Below are 16,994 nucleotides of genomic sequence, written 5' to 3'. Positions count from 1 at the left end.
GGGTCAGGAGCACGGGGCGACGACGCGCGCGCTCGGTCAGGGGAGGACGGGCTCGGGGTCCGGTCGGCCCCTGCGCGGCAGGTTCCTGATCGAGTCGACGCTGAGCACCACCAACGCCACCCACACGATGCCGAAGCCGACCCACCGGCTGCGCGACAGGTGCTCGTCGAGCAGCAGCACGCCACACAGGAGCTGGAGCACCGGGGTGATGAACTGCAGCAGGCCGATCGTGACGAGCGGCACCCGCCGCGCCGCCGCGGCGAAGAGGAGCAGCGGGGTCGCGGTCGCCACCCCGGCGGCGACGAGCAGCGTCGTGTGCCACTCGCCCTCGGTGGTGAAGGTGGTGTCGCCCCGGCTGGTCAGCACCGCGAGCATGACGACGGCGATCGGCGCGAGCACGGCGGTCTCGGCGGTCAGCGAGTGCATCGCCTCCAGCGACGCGCCGACCTTCTTCTTGACGAGGCCGTAGAGGCCGAACGACATGGCCAGGCTCAGCGCCACGACGGGCACCGACCCCGCGGCCACGCTCAGGTAGACGCCGGCGAGGGCGCCGATGCCCACCGCGACCCACTGCAGCGGGCGCAGCCGCTCGCGCAGCACGACCACACCGAGCGCGACCGTGACGATGGGGTTGAGGAAGTAACCGAGGGCCGCCTCGGTGGTGCGACCGCCGAGCACCGCGGCCACGTAGATCACCCAGTTCGCGGCGATGAGCAGCGCGGCGGCGGTGACGCCGAGTCCCAGTCGCGGGCGCTGCCACAGCTGCCGCACCCAGGCGAGGTCGCGCCGCACCAGCAGCACGAGGGCGCACAGCAGGAGGGTCCACAGGATGCGGTGCGCGAGGATCTCCCACGCGCCGGCCGGCTTGAGCGCCGCGAAGTAGAGCGGGAAGGCCCCCCAGTTCGCATAGGCGATGAACCCGTATGCCGCGCCGCGCCGCCCTTCGTCCGCCGGCACCTCAGGCGGTGGACGGGTCGTGGGTCACGCCACGGTCCACGTGTCGCGACCGTGGATCAGCGCGTCGAGGTCGGCGTCGGTGGGGCGGCCACCAGCGGTGTCGATGGCGGCGTCCACCTGGGCCCGGACCATGTCGTCGTAGGTCGGCCGGGAGACGCTGCGGAAGATGCCCATCGGCACGTGCGTCATCTGGGGCGAGTCCAGCCTTGACAGCGCGAAGGCCTGGGTGGGGTCCGCAGCGCCGGCGTCGTGGACGACCACGTCACGACCCTCGGACTCGGCCCGCGGGACGAACTCCATGGTGCCGCCCGCACTGCGGACGAGCACCTGCCGGTCGTCCTCGGGCCCGACGGCCACGGGCTCGCCGTCGGCGAGGTTGACGATCCGCGCCTCCTGCTGCGTGCGGTCCTTGATGAGGTCGAACGCGCCGTCGTTGAAGATCGGGCAGTTCTGGTAGATCTCGACCAGGGAGGTGCCGCGGTGCTCAGCGGCGGCGCGCAGGATCTCGGTGAGGTGCTTGCGGTCGGTGTCGGTCGTCCGGGCCACGAAGGTCGCCTCGGCACCGAGGGCAAGGGACACCGGGTTGAACGGGTGGTCGACCGAGCCCATCGGGGTCGACTTGGTGACCTTGCCGACCTCCGACGTCGGCGAGTACTGCCCCTTGGTGAGGCCGTAGATCTGGTTGTTGAACAACAGGATCGTGAGGTTCACGTTGCGGCGCAGGGCGTGGATGAGGTGGTTGCCGCCGATCGACAGCGCGTCGCCGTCACCGGTCACGACCCAGACCGACAGGTCGGGGCGGCTGGTGGCCAGGCCGGTGGCGATGGCCGGCGCGCGCCCGTGGATCGAGTGCATGCCGTAGGTGTCGAGGTAGTAGGGGAACCGCGACGAGCAGCCGATCCCGGATACGAACACCGTGTTCTCGCGCTTGAGGCCGAGCTCGGGCAGGAAGCCCTGCACGGCGGCGAGGATGGCGTAGTCGCCACACCCGGGGCACCAGCGCACCTCCTGGTCGGAGGTGAACTCCTTCTTGGTCTGCTTCGGGGCGTCTTCTGCGAGGTGCGGGACCCCCGCGGTGCCGCTGGGAGGGGCGCTGCCCGGCATACCCAGGTTGGTGGTCATGCTCGTCCTCCCTTGGCGGCCACGGCGTCGGTGGCCTTGCTGTCAGGAGCCAGGGCGTCGTCGCCGGAGGCGAGCGACACGATGGCGTCGGCGAGCTCGACCGTGGTGAACGGCAGCCCACGCACCTGGGTGAAGGAGTGGACGTCGACGAGGAACTTGGCGCGCAGCAGCATCGCGAGCTGGCCCATGTTCATCTCGGGGACGAGCACCCGGTCGTAGCGCCGCAGGACCTCGCCGGTGTTGGCGGGGAACGGGTTGAGGTGGCGCAGGTGGGCCCTGGCCACCTTGGCGCCGGTGTTGCGGACGCTGCGCGCCGCGGCGGCGATCGGCCCGTAGGTCGACCCCCAGCCGAGGACCAGCACGGTGGCCTCCCCGCTCGGGTCGTCGACCTCGAGGTCACCGATGGTGTCGGCGATCCGCTCGACCTTGGCGGCCCGCAGACGGGTCATCAGGTCGTGGTTGTCGGGGTCGTAGGAGATGTTGCCGGTGACGTTGGCCTTCTCGATGCCGCCGATCCGGTGCTCGAGGCCGGGCGTGCCGGGGATCGCCCACGGTCGGGCCAAGGTGGTCTCGTCGCGCAGGTACGGGTGGAAGACCGGCTCGCCCTTGTCGTCGGTGTCGTTGGGCTCGGTCGCGAACTCGACGGTCAGGTCGGGCAGCTCGGACACCGACGGGATCGACCACGGCTCGGAGCCGTTGGCGAGGTAGCCGTCGGAGAGCAGGAACACCGGGGTGCGATAGGTCGTGGCGATCCGCACCGCCTCCAGCGCGGCGTCGAAGCAGTCGGCGGGGGACTGCGGGGCCACGATCGGCACCGGGGACTCGCCGTTGCGCCCGAACATCGCCTGGAGCAGGTCGGACTGCTCGGTCTTGGTGGGCAGACCCGTCGAAGGGCCGCCGCGCTGCACGTCGACGATGACCAGCGGGAGCTCGAGCGAGACGCCGAGACCGATCGTCTCGGACTTGAGCGCGACGCCGGGGCCGGAGGTCGTGGTCACCCCGATGGCGCCGCCGAACGACGCCCCGAGGGCGGCGCCGATGCCGGCGATCTCGTCCTCGGCCTGCAGGGTCGTCACGCCGTAGCGCTTGAGGCCCGAGAGGGTGTGCAGGATGTCGGACGCGGGGGTGATCGGGTAGGAGCCGAGCACGAGCGGGATGCCGGCTCGGTGCGACGCCGTGACCAGCCCGAGGGCGAGCGCGGCGTTGCCGGTGATGTTGCGGTAGGTGCCCGGGGCCATCTTGGCGGGCGCGATCTCGTAGGAGACGGCGAAGTCCTCGGTGGTCTCGCCGTAGTGGAGACCGGCCCTCAGTGCCGTGAGGTTCGCGGCGAGGATGTCGGGCTTGGAGCCGAACTTCTTCTCCAGGAACGACTCGGTGCCGGTGGTCGGGCGGTGGTACATCCACGACAGCAGCCCGAGCGCGAACATGTTCTTGGCGCGCTCCTTGTCCTTGCGGGACAAGGTGTCGAAGGCAGCGAGGGCCTCGACGGTGATCGAGGTGAGCGCGACGGGGTGGACGTGCCAGGACTCGAGGCTGCCGTCGTCGAGGGGGTTGGCGTCGTAGCCGACCTTGGCGAGGTTGCGCTTCGAGAACTCGTCGGTGTTGGCGATGATCGTCGCGCCGCGCGGCAGGTCGCGCAGGTTGGCCTTGAGGGCCGCGGGGTTCATCGCGACCAGCACGTCCGGTGCGTCACCCGGGGTCAGGACGTCGTGGTCGGCGAAGTGCAGCTGGAAGCTGGAGACGCCGGGGAGGGTGCCCTGGGGCGCCCGGATCTCGGCGGGGAAGTTGGGCAGGGTCGAGAGGTCGTTGCCGAGTGCGGCGGTCTCCGACGTGAACCGGTCTCCGGTCAGCTGCATGCCGTCGCCCGAGTCGCCGGCGAACCGGATCACGACCCGATCGAGGCGTTGGACGCTCTTGCCGCTCGACTGTGTCTGCGTCACTGCGTGTTCCGCCACCTGTTCATCTGCTGTCTGCGCGCCGCTCGCCTCCTGCGGGCGTTCTTCCATGGTAGGACGGCTGCCGCCGGGGCATGCGGGCAACCCGCATTTCGGACAGTCGGGCATGTCGTTAATGGGCGCGGCGGATTGAGCCCTGACAGGTCGAGCGGGCGGTGCGCGAGCGGCGGCGGGCCGGCCCGCGAGTGGTGCGTGGCGGGTCAGGCCGTGACGGTGATCTCGTGGATCTCGTCGTAGGGGTGGCCGGCGCGCTCATGGATGCGCTGGATGGCGTCCTTGTCCGGTCCCTCGGAGAGGCAGAAGACGTGACCGCTCACCGGGTCGGCCCAAGCCTGCTTGAAGTCCACTGACTCCTCGTCCTGGATGGCGAGGTCGGCCCGGTGTGCCTCGAGCAGCGCCTCGGCGGTGACCCCGGGCATGTTGGTGTGGACATCCATGAACTGACCCATGGTGGCGCCCCTTTCTCAGGTTGGTTGTCCTGCCAAACTACGCCCGAGCGGCCGGGCGGAGGCTCCGTCAAATTGGTGGGAGCCCCCGGTGGGCTGGGAGCTCGGCGTGCCAGTCGGCCCACACCGCTGGCAGGCCGGAGGTGTGCGCCTCGTCGAGCAGCTCGCGGGCGACGCTGCCCGGTTCGTGCAGCCGGTATGCCGCGTGGCCGGCGACGGCGTCCGGCCGCCACCCGAGCGCGGTGAGGGTGTCGACGACCCGCGCCGTCCCGAGGGCGCCCGGTCCCAGCCCGGCCCGCACCTCGAGGTGCTCCACGAGGGCCGGCCGACCGGCATACCTCAGGGTCGTGTGGCAGTCGAGCCGGCCGCCGTCCTGGCCGCTGCGGCCGAGGGCGACCCGGTCGCGGAGCAGCAGGCGTCCGCCCTCGCTGACGTCCGCGCGCAGGTGGCGGGTGACGGCGGAGCCATCGGCGACGACGAGCGGTTCGCCGGCCCAGGTGAGGGTCGCGCCCTCGTGCACCCGCAGCGAGGCGTCGACCACGCAGCCGAGTCCCCGACCGTGGTAGGCCACGGTGCCCGCGACGTCGCGCAGGTCGAGGCGCATCCCGGGACCCACCTCGACCGCCAGCCGGAGGGTGTCCCCACCGAGGAGCGTGGCGGTCGTGGCGAGGAGGGCGACCTCGGCGCCCGACCCCTCCTGTCGGACCACTCGGGGGGTGACCAGGCCGGCGGCCAGCACGAGTCGGCTGCTGTCGCCCCGGGCCCAGAGCTCGACCCGGGCCGTGCGGACCTCAGTGTGCGTGGGCACCCGCACCGCCGCCATGACTGTGGGTGCCGTCTTCAGCGTGAGTGTGGGGGGCCATCGGGCCGGGGTCGACGGGCACGTGGTGGCCGCTGCGGTGGGCGCCGAGCATCGTCAGCACCCAGGCGCGCAGCTCGGCGACCGAGGCGGGGTCGGTGCGCGACAGGCCGATGACGGGCCGGCCGTCGCGGGCCTCCCGACCCTGCACCTGCATGAGGTCGGCGTCGACGCCGACGTGGGGCGCGAGGTCGGTCTTGTTGACGACCAGGAGGTCGGCGCGGGAGATGCCGGGGCCGCCCTTGCGCACCACGTCGCCGCCGCCGGCCACGTCGAGGACGAAGACCTGGGCGTCGACCAAGGCGGGCGAGAAGGTCGCGGTGAGGTTGTCGCCGCCCGACTCCACCAGCACCAGGTCGAGGGGTGCGAAGTCGGCCTCGAGGTCCTCGACGGCGAGCAGGTTGGCGGTCACGTCGTCGCGGATCGCGGTGTGCGGGCAGGCGCCCGTCTCCACGGCCCGGATCCGCTCGGGGTCGAGGACGCCGGCGGCGCGCAGCATCCGGGCGTCCTCGTCGGTGTAGATGTCGTTGGTCACCACCCCGAGTCGCAGCTCGTCGCCGAGCTCGCGACAGACCATGGCGATGAGCGAGGACTTGCCGGTGCCGACCGGGCCGGCGACGCCGAGCCGGAACGCGCGGGTGGCGTCGGGGCGGGTGGCGTCAGGCGTGGTGGTGTCTGGAATGGCGGTTTCAGGCACTGAACAGCCTCCGTGCGTGGGTGGGGTGGGCGTGCTGCCACTGCTCCAGCAGCGGCGCGGACGGCGCAGGGATGCCGTCCGGCTCGGTCAGGTGCGCGACGGTGGCCACGACCTGCTCGATCGCGGGACCGGCGTGCAGCAGCCACTCGGTGGTCTCGACCGGGTCGAGCGGGCAGAGCTTGAGGGCTGCGGCGCAGAGGGACTGGACGTCGTCGTACGCGACGAGACGGGCGGTGCGCGCACCGTCGAGACCGGCCGCGGCGGCCATCGCGCCGACCGCCACGGGCCGGGCGGGAGCGGGAAGGGGCGCGAGGGCGGAGGCGGCGGCGCTGCCGGGCCACAGCCGCTGGGCCAGTCGGCGTTGCCCCCGCCCCACCGCGATGGACGCGGCACGCACGACCTCGCTGGGGGTCCGGGCGGCCCAGGCCAGCTGGAGGTCGTCGAGGGGCAGTCCGGCGAGGGTGCGGTGTCGGGCGACCACCGCCGTCGCCGCGTCGACCAGCACGACGGTCCGCAGCCGGGTGGCCACCAGGGCGGGCACGTCGCGCGGCTCGAGGCCGCCGAGGAGGGCTGGCTCGAGGCCGGAGGACTGGGTGTGGCCGCCGACGGGCAGTCGGCCGTCGGCCAGCAGCATGGCTGCGAACTCGGGGTGGGGGAGCATGGCGGTTGGTGGTCCCAGTCTCGCTCAGAACAGCGAATAGCGTTGGGCGAGTGGGAGTTCGGTGGCCGGGGCCGGTTCGACGCGCTCGCCGTCGATGGTGATCGCGAACGACTCGGGGTCGACCTCGATCGTCGGCAGGGCGTCGTTGTTCACCATGTCGGCCTTGGTCACAGCCCGGGTCGGCCGGACTGCGGCCAGCTCGCGGCGCAGGCCGAGCCGGTCGGCGAGGCCGTCGTCGAGGGCCGCGGGCGCCACGAACGTCAGCGCGTGGTCGGCGCCCGCCCCGCCCTCGCCCACGAGCGCCGGGCGCATGAGCACCGGCTGCGGTGTGGGGATCGACGCGTTCGGGTCTCCGAGCGCGGCATACACGATCGCGCCCGCCTTGATCACGACGTCGGGGCGCCACCCGAAGAGCTTGGGGTCCCACAGCACGAGGTCGGCGAGCTTGCCCGGTTCGACAGACCCGATCTCGTGGTCGATGCCGTGCGCGATGGCGGGGTTGATCGTGTACTTCGCCACGTAGCGGCGGGCCCGCTCGTTGTCGGCGGGGAGGCCGCCGCCCAGGGTGCCGAGCCGGTCCTTCATCACGTGGGCGACCTGCCAGGTGCGGGTGACCACCTCGCCGATGCGACCCATCGCCTGCGCGTCGCTGCTCGTCATGGAGAGGGCGCCGAGGTCGTGGAGGATGTCCTCGGCCGCGATGGTGGTCGCGCGGATCCGGCTCTCGGCGAAGGCCAGGTCCTCGGGGACCGCAGGGTTGAGGTGGTGGCAGACCATCAGCATGTCGAGGTGCTCGGCGACCGTGTTGACGGTGTGGGGGAGGGTCGGGTTCGTCGAGCCGGGGAGCACGTTGGGGTGACCGGCGATGGTGATGATGTCGGGGGCGTGACCGCCGCCGGCACCCTCGGTGTGGAAGGCGTGGATGCTGCGCCCCGCGATCGCCCGGAGCGTCGAGTCGACGAACCCCGCCTCGTTGAGGCTGTCGCTGTGCAGCGCCACCTGCAGGCCGAACTCGTCGGCCGCACGCAGGGCCGCGTCGATCGCCGCCGGGGTGCTGCCCCAGTCCTCGTGGACCTTGTATGCCGCCGCGCCGGCGAGCGCCTGCTCGCGCAACCCTGCGCCGCTGACGGTGTTGCCCTTGCCCATGAGCAGGAGGTTGACCGGGAGGTGGTCGAGGCCGCGGAGCACGGACTGGAGGTGCCAGGGGCCGGGGGTGACGGTGGTCGCCTTGGACCCCTCGGACGGACCGGTGCCTCCGCCGCCCAAGGTGGTCAGCCCCGCCGCCAGGGCCTCGTGGACCTGGCTGGTGGAGAGGAAGTGCACGTGCAGGTCGACCCCGCCGGCGGTGAGGATGCGGCCCTCGCCGGAGATGACGTCGGTGCCCGGCCCGATCTCCAGGTCGGGGTGCACGCCGTCGGCGATGTCGGGGTTGCCGCTGCGGCCGAGGGCGACGATCCGGCCGGCACGGATGCCGACGTCGGCGCGCACGATGCCCCAGTGGTCGAGCACGACCGCGTTCGTGACCACGGTGTCGAGGGCCCCGTCCGCACTGCTGCGGGTGCCCTGGGCCATCGACTCGCGGATCGACTTGCCCCCTCCGAAGACGGCCTCCTCGCCTCCGAAGGTCAGGTCGTCCTCGACCTCGATCCAGAGGTCGGTGTCACCGAGCCGGACCTGGTCACCGGTCGTCGGGCCGTAGATCGCGGCGTAGCGCTCGCGGTCGAGGTCAGCCATCGAGCTGACCCTCGGTCGGGCGGCCGGTCGTGGCCGGCAGCTGGAGGCCGGGGACCCTGCGACGTCCGCGGAACGCGACGGCGTCGACCTCCCGGCTGACCCCTGGCTCGAACCGCACCGACGTGCCGCTGGGGAGGTCGAGCCGGAAGCCGTGGGCGGCCGTGCGGTCGAAGTCGAGGGCTGCGTTGCTGTCGGGCAGGTGCAGGTGGGAGCCGATCTGCACCGGACGGTCGCCGGTGTTCACGATGACGAGGGTGAGCCGTTCGGCGTCGGTGCGGTCGGCGTTGATGGTGACGGTGCCGGGCCTGACCCTGATCGCGCCGGGGCCGGAGGTGTTGCTGCTCAACGGGTTCCGTCCTCTCAGGCGATGGGGTGGTGGAGGGTGACCAGCTTGCGGCCGTCGGGGAAGGTCGCCTCGACCTGGATGTCCGCGATCATCTCGGGCACTCCGTCCATGACGTCGTCGCGGGTGAGCACGGTGCGCCCCTGCTCCATCAAGTCGGCCACGAGGGCGCCTTCCCTGGCGCGCTCGATGACCCAGGTCGAGAGGAGGGCGATCGACTCGGGGTGGTTGAGCCGGACGCCGCGCGACAGGCGGTCGCGGGCGACCATGCCGGCCACCGACAGCAGGAGCTTCTCGGTGTCAGCAGGGGACAGGTGCATCGCGGCCTCCTTGGCGTGACGGTGCCCGGCCTCTCGGTGGTGGTTCGGTGCGGTCGGGCAGGGCCAGTAGACCAAGGCAGTGTTTCGTGCGGATTTCCTCGCCGCCAGCGCTAGCGTCCAAGGATGTCGTCGCGCAGCACCCCCACGTCGCGCAGCGCCCCCACGTCCGGTGCCAACCCCACGTCCGGTGCCAGCCCCACGTCCGGTGCCAGCCCCACGGGGGGCGCCGTCTCCCCGCGCGTCGTCATCCTGCCCAGTCCGCTGCTCGGGCCGGCCAGCTACCTGCCCCTGGCCGGGCTCCTCAGGGACCGCGGGCTGCCGACCGTGGTCGCGTCGGTGCCTGCCGGTGAGGTCATGCCGGGCGGCGTGCTCCACGCCTTCGGAGCGGTGACCGACCACCATGAGGCCACCCTGCTCGTCGCGCACAGCAACGCCGGGTACTACGCGCCGACCCTCGCCAGCGCGCGCGACCTACCCGTCGTCTACCTGGACGCTGCGCTGCCCGCTCCCGGCGTGGCCGAGACCAGGCTGGCTCCCGCGTCCTTCGCGGAGTTCATCGAGACACTTCCGCTGACGGATGGTGTGCTCCCGCCCTGGCCGTCGTGGTGGGACCGCGCGGAGGTCGCGGCCCTCTTCCCGAACGACGACTGGCTCGACCGCGTGACCCGCGAGGCCCCCCGCCTTCCCCCCGACTACTTCACGACGCCGCTTCCGGTGCCGTCGGGCTGGGAGGCGCGGCCCGCGGCATACCTCGGCTTCGGTGACACGTATGCCGAGGAGCTCGCCCGCGCCGAAGGGCTCGGCTGGGTGGTGCGTCGCGAGGCCGGCCACCACCTCGCCCACCTCGCCGAACCCGCCCGCGTCGCGGACCTCCTCCTGGGCCTCCTCCGCGCCCTTGCGACACCTCGCTGAGGTTGCTCGTCAGTCGTCGAAGGTGGACCAGCAGATGGCGCTGCGGCGCGCCTGGTCCTCGAGCACGAGCACTCGGATCTCCTCGGGAAGCTGGTCGCGCTGCCAGTCGCGCTCACGTCGTCTGGCTTCGGGATCGTGCGGGCTCGCTGCCTGAGCGGCCTTGATCGCGTAGGCCGCTGCCCCGAGGTCGTGTTCAGCCACGTGTCCGACGCACGCCGCCTGGCCGGCGGCATAGGCGGCGAACCGGGCTGGCCCCCGCAGCGGTCGCGCCGCACCCATCGCCTGTCCGCCTCGGGACCTCGCGCCCATCATCGTCAGCGCGCTGCGGGCCCAGCCACGCGCCGCGTCGATCGCCGCTCGTGGGCGACCATCCGATGGCTCGTCCCGCTCGAAGAGCGGCAGGACGTGCTCGGCACACGCCGCTGCCCACAGGGCCAGGAGGTGGTGGTCGGCATCCGTGAGCGTCCCGCCACGGCGCACCGTGACCAAGCGCGGGTCACGGACTTCGGGGAGGATCACCCGACCAGCCTGCCAGCCCTCGACCTTCCCACCACGGCCTGGCCGGTCGATGCTGGAGGAGATGGCTGTGGAGTGACCGCCCGAGTGCTCGGCTCCGGACCGATCCGTCGGGCACCGGTCTCCCACCCGTCTCGGGGAACTGGCTCGGTCAGGCGGCTCGGAAGCCGTGGCGGTCCAGGGGTCGGGTGGTGTGGGTGCGGCCGTCGGGGGCGGTCCAGGTGCAGATGCCGAGCTCGTCCATGGTGACCTGCCAGCCGGCGTGGTGCTTGAACCCGTGGTGGGTGGCGCACAGGGTCTGCAGGTTGGTGACGGTGGTCGGCCCGTCGGGATGTCGGACCACGTGGTCGAGCTGGCAGCGTCGGGCGGCGGTGCCGCAGCCGGGGAACCGGCAGGTGCCGTCCCGGGAGCGGACGGCTCGCGCGGTGGCGGCGCCGGGCCGGTAGGTGCGCGGGTCCTGCCAGCGGGTCGCGCCGGTGACCGAGTCGCTGCGGGCGAGCCGGACGGTGACGTCGGGGTCGGACAGGAGGGCGACGACGTCGGCGGGGAGCAGCGAGCCGAGCAGCGGCACCTCGGTGTGCGCGGACACGAACCACAGGTCGCCACCGTGGTCGTGGAGGACGCCGTCGTCGAGCTCTTCGCAGCCGCCGAGGTCGACGTATCCACCGCCTGGCTCGGACGATGCTGACTCCGAGGGCTCGTCGAGGCACGTGGCTGAGACCCCGAGGGCCGGCCGGGTGTGGTGGCCGGTGTCAATCGGCGCCACGAGCTCGATCGTCGTGCTGATCGTCGCGTTGGCCGCGATGAGGTCGGCCAGCGCATCGGCCCTCGCTGCTCCCATCCGAAGCCCGGGCTGGGAGCGGGCGTACTCGGCGGCGAGCCCGTCCACGGCACCCCAGACGCGCATCGCCACGGGTGTCGGCAGGTCGGCCACGAGCCGGGTCATGCCGGTGCACTCGCCGGGCCGCACCGAGACGTCAGCGCGAGTCCGGGCCAGCTGGGCGAGGAGGTCGGCGTCGTCCGGTGCGCACCGGTCGGCCGCCCGACGGGCGCGCCGTCGAAGTGCGGCGCAGCTCATCTCGGTGACGCCGCCGTCGAGGACGCGGGCCTCGAACTCGTGCAGCCGTGCCCAGGGCGCAGCCGCCGACTCCGCGACCACGGCATCCACGCGGTAGGGCTCGAGGTCGCCCGACCACGCCAGCGCCTGGACCTGCGGCAGGGCGCACACGACCCGACGGGCGTGGTCGATGCGGGTGGACATGGTGCGGGGTGAGACGTGCAGGAGGGCGGCGAGCGACCCCGCAGCGAGGGCCTGGCCGGAAAGCCGAGGGCGCCGGGTGCCGGCCTGAGCCGCGTCGGCCGCCTCGCAGTCGATGCGCTCGTCGCAACGCCGGGCCACCGTCTCCATCGCCGAGCGCTGCCGCGCTGTCGCGGCACTGACCACCCGCTGCGTCGCGACGACCAGGGCCTCGGCCTGCTCGGCTGACAGGTCCGCAATCGCCTCGTCGGTCAGCGCGAAGACGGCACCGACGAGGTCAGCCGGGTCGGCTCGCCGCACGGTCTCCACGTCGTCGAACATGTGTCCATCGTAGAGTCAGGCACTGACAGCCGAAGGTGCGTCGTCCACAGGCACAGTCCGCGAAAAGCATTGGGACGAAACAGAATGACGAGCTACGTTCGAGACATGGATCGCCCCGCTCTTGACGACGCCCTCGCCGACCGGGAGGCCGTGCTGCGTGCCTTCGTCCGGCCCGACGGCACGCTCTCGGCCATCCCGACCCGCGTCCGCAAGCGCCTCGTCGTCCTCAACGAGATGGCCCAGTCGTTCGAGATCGGGGAGACCTACGACGAGACCCAGGTCAACACCAGCCTCCGCGTCTGGCACGACGACGTCGCCGCCCTGCGCCGCTACCTCGTCGAAGAGGGCTTCCTCGAGCGCCGCGACGGCCGCTTCTGGCGCGCCGGCGGCACGCTGGGCACGCCCGGCGCCTAGGTCGCCAGCTCTGCCCGGCTCCTAGGTCGCCAGCTCTGCCCGGCTCCTAGGTCGCCAGCTCGAAGTCCTCGAAGTCGAACCCCGGTGACACGAGGCAGCTCACCAACGCGTCCTGGTCGGTGACCACGGTGCGCTGCCAGTGCCCGGCGGGCACGAGCACCTGAGCTTCGCCGGTGTCCCCGACCGAGCGGCGTGCACAGTCCTCGGAGGCGGCGGGACGCGAGTCCGAGCCCCCGAGCTCGAGGGTGACGACGCCCGTGTGGGCCAGCCAGATCTCGTCCGAGTCAACCCGGTGCCAGGCGGACGCCTCGCCGGCCGGGAGCAGGAAGTAGATCAACGTCGCCGCCGAGCGGGTGCGACCGTCGGGGAGCTCGACGGTGGCCGGCGACACCCACGTCTGCCGGTACCAGCCACCCTCCGGGTGCGGCTCGAGGTCGAGGGCTTCCGCGAGTGCAGGCTTCATTCCTGCAGTGTCCCCGACGCAGGGCGACGTCGGCGCCAAGGCGACCCGTTCCACGATGCGGTTCGGCAGGTGAGCAGCCCTACCTGCTGCCAGACTCTGCTCATGCTGAGGCTGGATGACCTCTGGGTCTGGGACTCCTGGGTGGCCGACGACGGCGACCTCTACCACCTGTTCTTCCTCCAGGCGCCGCGGGCGCTCGGCGACCCGGGCAAGCGGCACACCGCCGCGACGGTGGGCCACGCCACCTCGCCTGACCTCGTCGACTGGACCTACCTCGGCGAGTGCCTCGGGCCCGACCGCAGTGGCAGTGCCCGGTTCGACGACCTGGCGATCTGGACGGGGTCGGTCGTCCGCGACGGCGAGCGGTGGCGGATGTACTACACCGCCGTCTCCAACCGCGGCCACCACGTCTACGACCAGCGCGTGGGCGAGGCCTACTCCGCCGACCTGCAGCACTGGGAGCGCGGCGGCCCGGAGCCGGTCGTCGGCGTGGACGGGCGCTGGTACAAGAACCTCCAGAACACCCCGGCCCCCACCGAGGGCCCGGACCTCGAAGGGTCCAGCGAGACCTGGCGCGACCCCCTCGTCTTCCGCGACCCGAGCGGCGACGGCTGGCACATGTTCGTGAGCGCCCGCGCCCGCGACGCGGCACGCAACGACGACGGCGTGGTCGCGCACGCCACGAGCCCCGACCTCGAGACCTGGACGCTCGGCCCGCCGCTGTGTGCACCGGGCGCCGGGTTCGGACAGCTCGAAGTGCTGCAGAACAAGGAGATCGACGGTCGCTGGGTCCTCGTCTTCACCTGCCACCCGCAGGAGATGACGGCCGAGCGCATCGCCCGCACCGGTGAGTACTGCACGTGGTCGGTGCCCGGAGCGGGACCCCTGGGTCCGTGGGACATCGACGCCGCCCGGCCCTTCACCAGCGAGCCGCACCTCTTCGCCGCGCCGCTCGTGCAGCAGCGTGACGGGTCGTGGGTGCTCGTCGGCTTCCGCAACCTCGAACCCCAGGGCCTCGACGGCTTCGAGATCATCGACCCCATCCCCGTGACCCTCGACGCCGACGGCTACCTCGTCGCCCGCTGACGTCGCTGGCTGACGTCGCCCACGGCGTCGCGCTCCGCGTCGCCTGAGACGCAGGAGGTATGCCGCGTGGCTGAGCCGGCCACGCGGCATACCTCACGCGCGTGGCGCGGGAAATGGGCAGGCGACGCGCACCGCCTCCTGTCTAGGGTCGCCAGCATGTTCATCCGCCAGGAGCAGCCGTCCGACGCCGACGAGATCCGTGAGCTGCACCGCCGTGCGTTCGCCAGGCCGGCCACGCAGGACGCGCCCGCCACCGATGGTGCACTCGAGGCCAACCTCGTCGACGAGCTCCGGACCGACGGTGACCTGCTGACACCGCTGTGCCTCGTCGCGGTGGAGGACGGAGTTGTGGTCGGCCACGTCGCGATGAGCCGGGCGCTCCTCGACGACCGCCCTGCACCCCTTGCGGCACTGGGTCCGCTCGGGGTGCTGCCTGAGCGGCAGGGTGCGGGGGTCGGATCGGCCCTGATGCACGCCACGCTCGCGGCCGCGGATGCCGTGGGCCTGCGCGGGGTCGTGCTGCTCGGGCACGCCACGTACTACCCGCGGTTCGGCTTCCGGCCGGCCGTCGACCACGGCATCACCCCACCGCAGGACTGGGGTCCGGCGTACTTCCTGCTCCGGACCCTTGGCGCCTGGGGAGACGGCCGCACCGGGGCATTCCGCTACTCGCCGGCCTTCGAGCGCCTCGAGCGCCTCGAGGGCCGTGGCTAGGGCTGGGGCTGGGGCTGGCGAGGGGCGGTCACCAACCGACCCAGCACGTCCTCGAGGTCGGTGAGGTCGCGCGCCTGCTCGGGCGTCAGGGCCGCGAGCGGGGTCCTGGCCAACCGGGCGTAGACCGCAGCCATGGCGGTGAACAGCTCGGGACTGGCGCCGGCCGCGCCCTGGGTCTGCGCGATCTGCTCCATCTCGTCGACGAACCGCGCGCTCTTGCTCGCCGCCACCGCGATGCGGCGACCGGCTGTGGCGGCCGCGCCGGGGAACTCCTCGGCCAGGTCGGCCAGCACGACGTCCAGCACGCCGTGGGCCTGCGCCGTCTGAAGCGCCTGGGCCCACAGGGCGGTGGTGCCCTTGTAGACCGAGGCGGTGCACATCTTCACGGCTGAGGCCGCCCCGGGTTCACCGCCCACCACCCGCGTTCGTAGCCCGTCCGTCGCGAGGTCCGCCAGGGCGGCCGCCGCGTCGCCGGACAGGTAGAGCGTCGTGTCGCCCCCGGGGGTCGGGGGTCCGCCGCTGATGGCCCCGTCGACGAAGTCGAGGGCCTGCGCCCGGGCCAGGGCTGCCAGCTCGCGGACCGTCGCGGGCGAGACCGCATTGAGGTCGGCCACGAGCGGTCTCGCCCCGGTGCGGCGGCAGGCGTCGAGGATGGCGCCCATGGTCGCCACGGCACCGCCGGGCGGCACCACGCTGACGACCACGTCGCTGCCGCCCACCACTGCGTCGAGGTCGGCGACGAGCTCCAGCCCCTCGGCCAGGCTCCGCGTGCGTTCGCTGCGTCCAGCCAGCGTCACCAGCACGCGCACCCCGCCCGCCTGCCACCTGCGAGCGAGGGCCGAGCCCATGGCGCCGGGCGACACGACCCCGATCGTGAGCGTGGGCGCGCCGCCCCCGGGCTCGGACCTGCCGGGCACGTTCAGTCGCCGGTCTTGCCGTCGGCGAGCTCGCGCAGGATGTCGAGGTGCCCGTTGTGGCGTGAGTTCTCCTCGATCAGGTGGAGGATCACCCAGCGCAGCGTCGGGTGCTCACCGGACCGGAACGGAGTCGCCGACCGGTCGTCGAGGTCCAGCCCGGCGATGATGGCGTCGGTGCGCCCGGCCTGCTCGACGTACTCCGCCAAGGTCTGCGCCAGGGGAGCCGTGGCGCCGAGGCTGAACTCGCGGTCGGGCTCTTCGTCGGTCCACGGGCCGAGGTCGGGACCCCCGACGAACCGGTTCTCGATCCACGAGTGCTCGACCCAGCGCAGGTGGTTGAGCACCCCGCCCAGGCTCATCAGCGGCGACCCCGGCAGGGGCGCCGCACCCACGTGCTCGTCGGCGAGGTCGCGGCACTTCTCGGCTGCCGTGTCTCGCGTGTACTGGAGCATGGTGAGGAGCGTCGTGCGCTCGTCCCAGGCCTCGGGGGTGTCGGTGCGCGTCATGGGCCGACCCTGTCGCACCGACCGGCCCAGCGCCACCGGATTGTCCGGCGCGACCCGATCGTCGGGCGGGCCAGCGGCTCAGTTGGGGTTGAACCCGTGCTCGGGGGTCGGCGGCACCACGCCCAGCGTGGCGGCCAGCTGTCGCTCCCGCCGCACCAGCGTGACCCCGAGCCGCAGCCGGGTCTCGGTGTCGGCAGCGGCGAGCAGCCGCTGTCGGTCGCCGAGGTCGAGGCCCACGGCCGTGCCCACGGCATACGAGAGCTCGTCGGCATCGGTCGGCCACTGCGGCTCCTCGGCCCCGAGGGTGGTGGCGTAGTCGTGCAGGGCGCCGCGCAGGCGGTCGGCCAGGTCTGCCACCGCTTCGGCGTCGCCGGTGCGCTCCTCGAGGAGGGTCACCTCCCCGGTCAGGTATGCCGTGCCGGCGCCGGCCACCAGCGCGTCCAGCCGGAACCGGCGCACCCCCGTGGAGACCATCAGGTAGCGACCGTCACCGACCGGGGCGGCCTGCAGCACCCGAGCCACGCAGCCGACCTCGTGCAGGTCCCGGACGGCGTCAGGACCGACCTCGTGGCCCTGCCGGATCGCGACGACGCCGAACTCGGGGACGTCCATCGCGGTGACGAGGTCGCTGAGCAGCTCGAGGTAGCGCGGCTCGAAGAGCTGCAGCGGCAGCGTCGCGCCCGGCACGAGCACGGTGCCGAGCGGGAACAGCGGGAGCTGGGCCATGCCCCTCACGCTAGGTGTCCCCCCGTCGGCGCAACACCCCTGCGCGGTGCAGTCCCACTAGGCTGCC

Annotated in this window: 20 protein-coding genes; 4 read left to right on the top strand and 16 right to left on the bottom strand. The window is 72.7% G+C overall.

Annotation, left to right across the window (positions count from 1 at the left end; genetic code table 11):
- Window positions 1-36 precede the first annotated feature (36 nt).
- The 10 genes from rarD to ACXJKD_RS08270 all read right to left on the bottom strand — a co-directional run bounded on the left by rarD (window position 37) and on the right by ACXJKD_RS08270 (window position 9,094).
- Entirely contained in the window at window positions 37-957 is a 921-nt protein-coding gene (rarD, locus tag ACXJKD_RS08315) for an EamA family transporter RarD (protein WP_457254000.1), read from the bottom strand.
- Between the two features lie 24 nt (window positions 958-981).
- On the bottom strand, window positions 982-2,079 hold the full coding sequence (locus tag ACXJKD_RS08310; RefSeq protein WP_457253999.1) for a 2-oxoacid:ferredoxin oxidoreductase subunit beta: 1,098 nt from the start codon (window positions 2,077-2,079) through the stop codon (window positions 982-984).
- Window positions 2,076-4,019: a 2-oxoacid:acceptor oxidoreductase subunit alpha gene (locus ACXJKD_RS08305; protein ID WP_457253998.1), complete on the bottom strand. Its 1,944-nt coding sequence runs from the start codon at window positions 4,017-4,019 to the stop codon at window positions 2,076-2,078. The genes ACXJKD_RS08310 and ACXJKD_RS08305 overlap by 4 nt, the downstream gene beginning before the upstream one ends.
- 215 nt (window positions 4,020-4,234) lie before the next feature.
- Entirely contained in the window at window positions 4,235-4,483 is a 249-nt protein-coding gene (locus ACXJKD_RS08300) for an SCO4226 family nickel-binding protein (protein WP_056924295.1), read from the bottom strand.
- Window positions 4,484-4,550: 67 nt separating this feature from the next.
- A complete protein-coding gene (locus ACXJKD_RS08295; protein WP_457253997.1) occupies window positions 4,551-5,288 on the bottom strand; it encodes an urease accessory protein UreD in 738 nt (245 codons plus the stop codon).
- Complete coding sequence (gene ureG / locus ACXJKD_RS08290) at window positions 5,272-6,036, bottom strand: urease accessory protein UreG (protein WP_457253996.1); 765 nt, start codon at window positions 6,034-6,036, stop codon at window positions 5,272-5,274. Before ureG ends, ACXJKD_RS08295 begins: the two co-directional genes overlap by 17 nt.
- Window positions 6,029-6,697, bottom strand: coding sequence for an urease accessory protein UreF (locus ACXJKD_RS08285; protein WP_457253995.1), 669 nt, complete (start codon window positions 6,695-6,697; stop codon window positions 6,029-6,031). The genes ureG and ACXJKD_RS08285 overlap by 8 nt, the downstream gene beginning before the upstream one ends.
- Window positions 6,698-6,721: 24 nt before the next feature.
- Window positions 6,722-8,431, bottom strand: a complete 1,710-nt coding sequence (locus ACXJKD_RS08280; RefSeq protein WP_457253994.1) for an urease subunit alpha — start codon at window positions 8,429-8,431, stop codon at window positions 6,722-6,724.
- Window positions 8,424-8,777, bottom strand: a complete 354-nt coding sequence (ureB, locus tag ACXJKD_RS08275; protein WP_457253993.1) for an urease subunit beta — start codon at window positions 8,775-8,777, stop codon at window positions 8,424-8,426. The genes ACXJKD_RS08280 and ureB overlap by 8 nt, the downstream gene beginning before the upstream one ends.
- A 14-nt stretch (window positions 8,778-8,791) precedes the next feature.
- Window positions 8,792-9,094, bottom strand: coding sequence for an urease subunit gamma (locus ACXJKD_RS08270; RefSeq protein WP_457253992.1), 303 nt, complete (start codon window positions 9,092-9,094; stop codon window positions 8,792-8,794).
- A gap of 123 nt (window positions 9,095-9,217) precedes the next feature.
- Between ACXJKD_RS08270 and ACXJKD_RS08265 the strand changes: the two genes are divergently transcribed.
- Entirely contained in the window at window positions 9,218-10,006 is a 789-nt protein-coding gene (locus ACXJKD_RS08265) for a hypothetical protein (protein WP_457253991.1), read from the top strand.
- 9 nt (window positions 10,007-10,015) lie between these two features.
- Here the strand turns inward: ACXJKD_RS08265 and ACXJKD_RS08260 are convergent, their stop codons facing one another.
- Window positions 10,016-10,525, bottom strand: a complete 510-nt coding sequence (locus ACXJKD_RS08260) for a putative immunity protein (RefSeq protein ID WP_457253990.1) — start codon at window positions 10,523-10,525, stop codon at window positions 10,016-10,018.
- A 148-nt stretch (window positions 10,526-10,673) separates the two neighbouring features.
- Window positions 10,674-12,101 (bottom strand): HNH endonuclease signature motif containing protein, encoded by a 1,428-nt coding sequence (locus ACXJKD_RS08255; protein WP_457253989.1) that lies wholly within the window; start codon window positions 12,099-12,101, stop codon window positions 10,674-10,676.
- 105 nt (window positions 12,102-12,206) lie between these two features.
- On the opposite strand from ACXJKD_RS08255, the gene ACXJKD_RS08250 reads away from it, so the two are divergent.
- A complete protein-coding gene (locus ACXJKD_RS08250; protein ID WP_457253988.1) occupies window positions 12,207-12,515 on the top strand; it encodes a DUF2087 domain-containing protein in 309 nt (102 codons plus the stop codon).
- A 46-nt stretch (window positions 12,516-12,561) separates the two neighbouring features.
- Here ACXJKD_RS08250 and ACXJKD_RS08245 read toward each other — a convergent pair whose 3' ends face one another.
- Window positions 12,562-12,978, bottom strand: coding sequence for a cupin domain-containing protein (locus ACXJKD_RS08245; protein WP_457253986.1), 417 nt, complete (start codon window positions 12,976-12,978; stop codon window positions 12,562-12,564).
- 102 nt (window positions 12,979-13,080) lie between these two features.
- On the opposite strand from ACXJKD_RS08245, the gene ACXJKD_RS08240 reads away from it, so the two are divergent.
- Both ACXJKD_RS08240 and ACXJKD_RS08235 read left to right on the top strand, forming a co-directional pair.
- Window positions 13,081-14,064 carry a glycosyl hydrolase gene (locus ACXJKD_RS08240; RefSeq protein WP_457253985.1) on the top strand — a complete coding sequence of 328 codons (984 nt, stop codon included), beginning with the start codon at window positions 13,081-13,083 and terminating at the stop codon, window positions 14,062-14,064.
- A 156-nt stretch (window positions 14,065-14,220) separates the two neighbouring features.
- Window positions 14,221-14,778, top strand: coding sequence for a GNAT family N-acetyltransferase (locus ACXJKD_RS08235; RefSeq protein WP_457253984.1), 558 nt, complete (start codon window positions 14,221-14,223; stop codon window positions 14,776-14,778).
- Here ACXJKD_RS08235 and ACXJKD_RS08230 read toward each other — a convergent pair.
- The 3 genes from ACXJKD_RS08230 to ACXJKD_RS08220 form a co-directional block, all read right to left on the bottom strand.
- Window positions 14,775-15,695, bottom strand: a complete 921-nt coding sequence (locus ACXJKD_RS08230) for a DUF1932 domain-containing protein (RefSeq protein ID WP_457253983.1) — start codon at window positions 15,693-15,695, stop codon at window positions 14,775-14,777. The two genes, ACXJKD_RS08235 and ACXJKD_RS08230, sit on opposite strands and share 4 nt — an antisense overlap.
- Window positions 15,696-15,697: 2 nt before the next feature.
- Window positions 15,698-16,201 carry a DinB family protein gene (locus tag ACXJKD_RS08225; protein WP_457253982.1) on the bottom strand — a complete coding sequence of 168 codons (504 nt, stop codon included), beginning with the start codon at window positions 16,199-16,201 and terminating at the stop codon, window positions 15,698-15,700.
- A 78-nt stretch (window positions 16,202-16,279) separates the two neighbouring features.
- The gene (locus ACXJKD_RS08220; protein ID WP_457253981.1) at window positions 16,280-16,927 is read right to left on the bottom strand and encodes an LON peptidase substrate-binding domain-containing protein; all 648 of its coding nucleotides are present in this window, start codon (window positions 16,925-16,927) and stop codon (window positions 16,280-16,282) included.
- Window positions 16,928-16,994: the final 67 nt, after the last annotated feature.

Source organism: Pedococcus sp. P5_B7 (genome assembly GCF_054049895.1).
The sequence above is the reverse complement of the archived record's forward strand: the minus strand, read 5'-3'. Positions and strand labels throughout refer to the sequence as shown.

What these genes read in the sequence shown, in the direction of transcription:
- ACXJKD_RS08310 (WP_457253999.1), bottom strand. Translation starts at nt 2,079, where the DNA reads ATGACCACCAACCTGGGTATGCCGGGCAGCGCCCCTCCCAGCGGCACC.
- ACXJKD_RS08300 (WP_056924295.1), bottom strand. Translation starts at nt 4,483, where the DNA reads ATGGGTCAGTTCATGGATGTCCACACCAACATGCCCGGGGTCACCGCC.
- ACXJKD_RS08285 (WP_457253995.1), bottom strand. Translation starts at nt 6,697, where the DNA reads ATGCTCCCCCACCCCGAGTTCGCAGCCATGCTGCTGGCCGACGGCCGA.
- ACXJKD_RS08280 (WP_457253994.1), bottom strand. Translation starts at nt 8,431, where the DNA reads ATGGCTGACCTCGACCGCGAGCGCTACGCCGCGATCTACGGCCCGACG.
- ACXJKD_RS08270 (WP_457253992.1), bottom strand. Translation starts at nt 9,094, where the DNA reads ATGCACCTGTCCCCTGCTGACACCGAGAAGCTCCTGCTGTCGGTGGCC.
- ACXJKD_RS08265 (WP_457253991.1), top strand. Translation starts at nt 9,218, where the DNA reads ATGTCGTCGCGCAGCACCCCCACGTCGCGCAGCGCCCCCACGTCCGGT.
- ACXJKD_RS08255 (WP_457253989.1), bottom strand. Translation starts at nt 12,101, where the DNA reads ATGTTCGACGACGTGGAGACCGTGCGGCGAGCCGACCCGGCTGACCTC.
- ACXJKD_RS08250 (WP_457253988.1), top strand. Translation starts at nt 12,207, where the DNA reads ATGGATCGCCCCGCTCTTGACGACGCCCTCGCCGACCGGGAGGCCGTG.
- ACXJKD_RS08245 (WP_457253986.1), bottom strand. Translation starts at nt 12,978, where the DNA reads ATGAAGCCTGCACTCGCGGAAGCCCTCGACCTCGAGCCGCACCCGGAG.
- ACXJKD_RS08240 (WP_457253985.1), top strand. Translation starts at nt 13,081, where the DNA reads ATGCTGAGGCTGGATGACCTCTGGGTCTGGGACTCCTGGGTGGCCGAC.
- ACXJKD_RS08235 (WP_457253984.1), top strand. Translation starts at nt 14,221, where the DNA reads ATGTTCATCCGCCAGGAGCAGCCGTCCGACGCCGACGAGATCCGTGAG.
- ACXJKD_RS08225 (WP_457253982.1), bottom strand. Translation starts at nt 16,201, where the DNA reads ATGACGCGCACCGACACCCCCGAGGCCTGGGACGAGCGCACGACGCTC.
- ACXJKD_RS08220 (WP_457253981.1), bottom strand. Translation starts at nt 16,927, where the DNA reads ATGGCCCAGCTCCCGCTGTTCCCGCTCGGCACCGTGCTCGTGCCGGGC.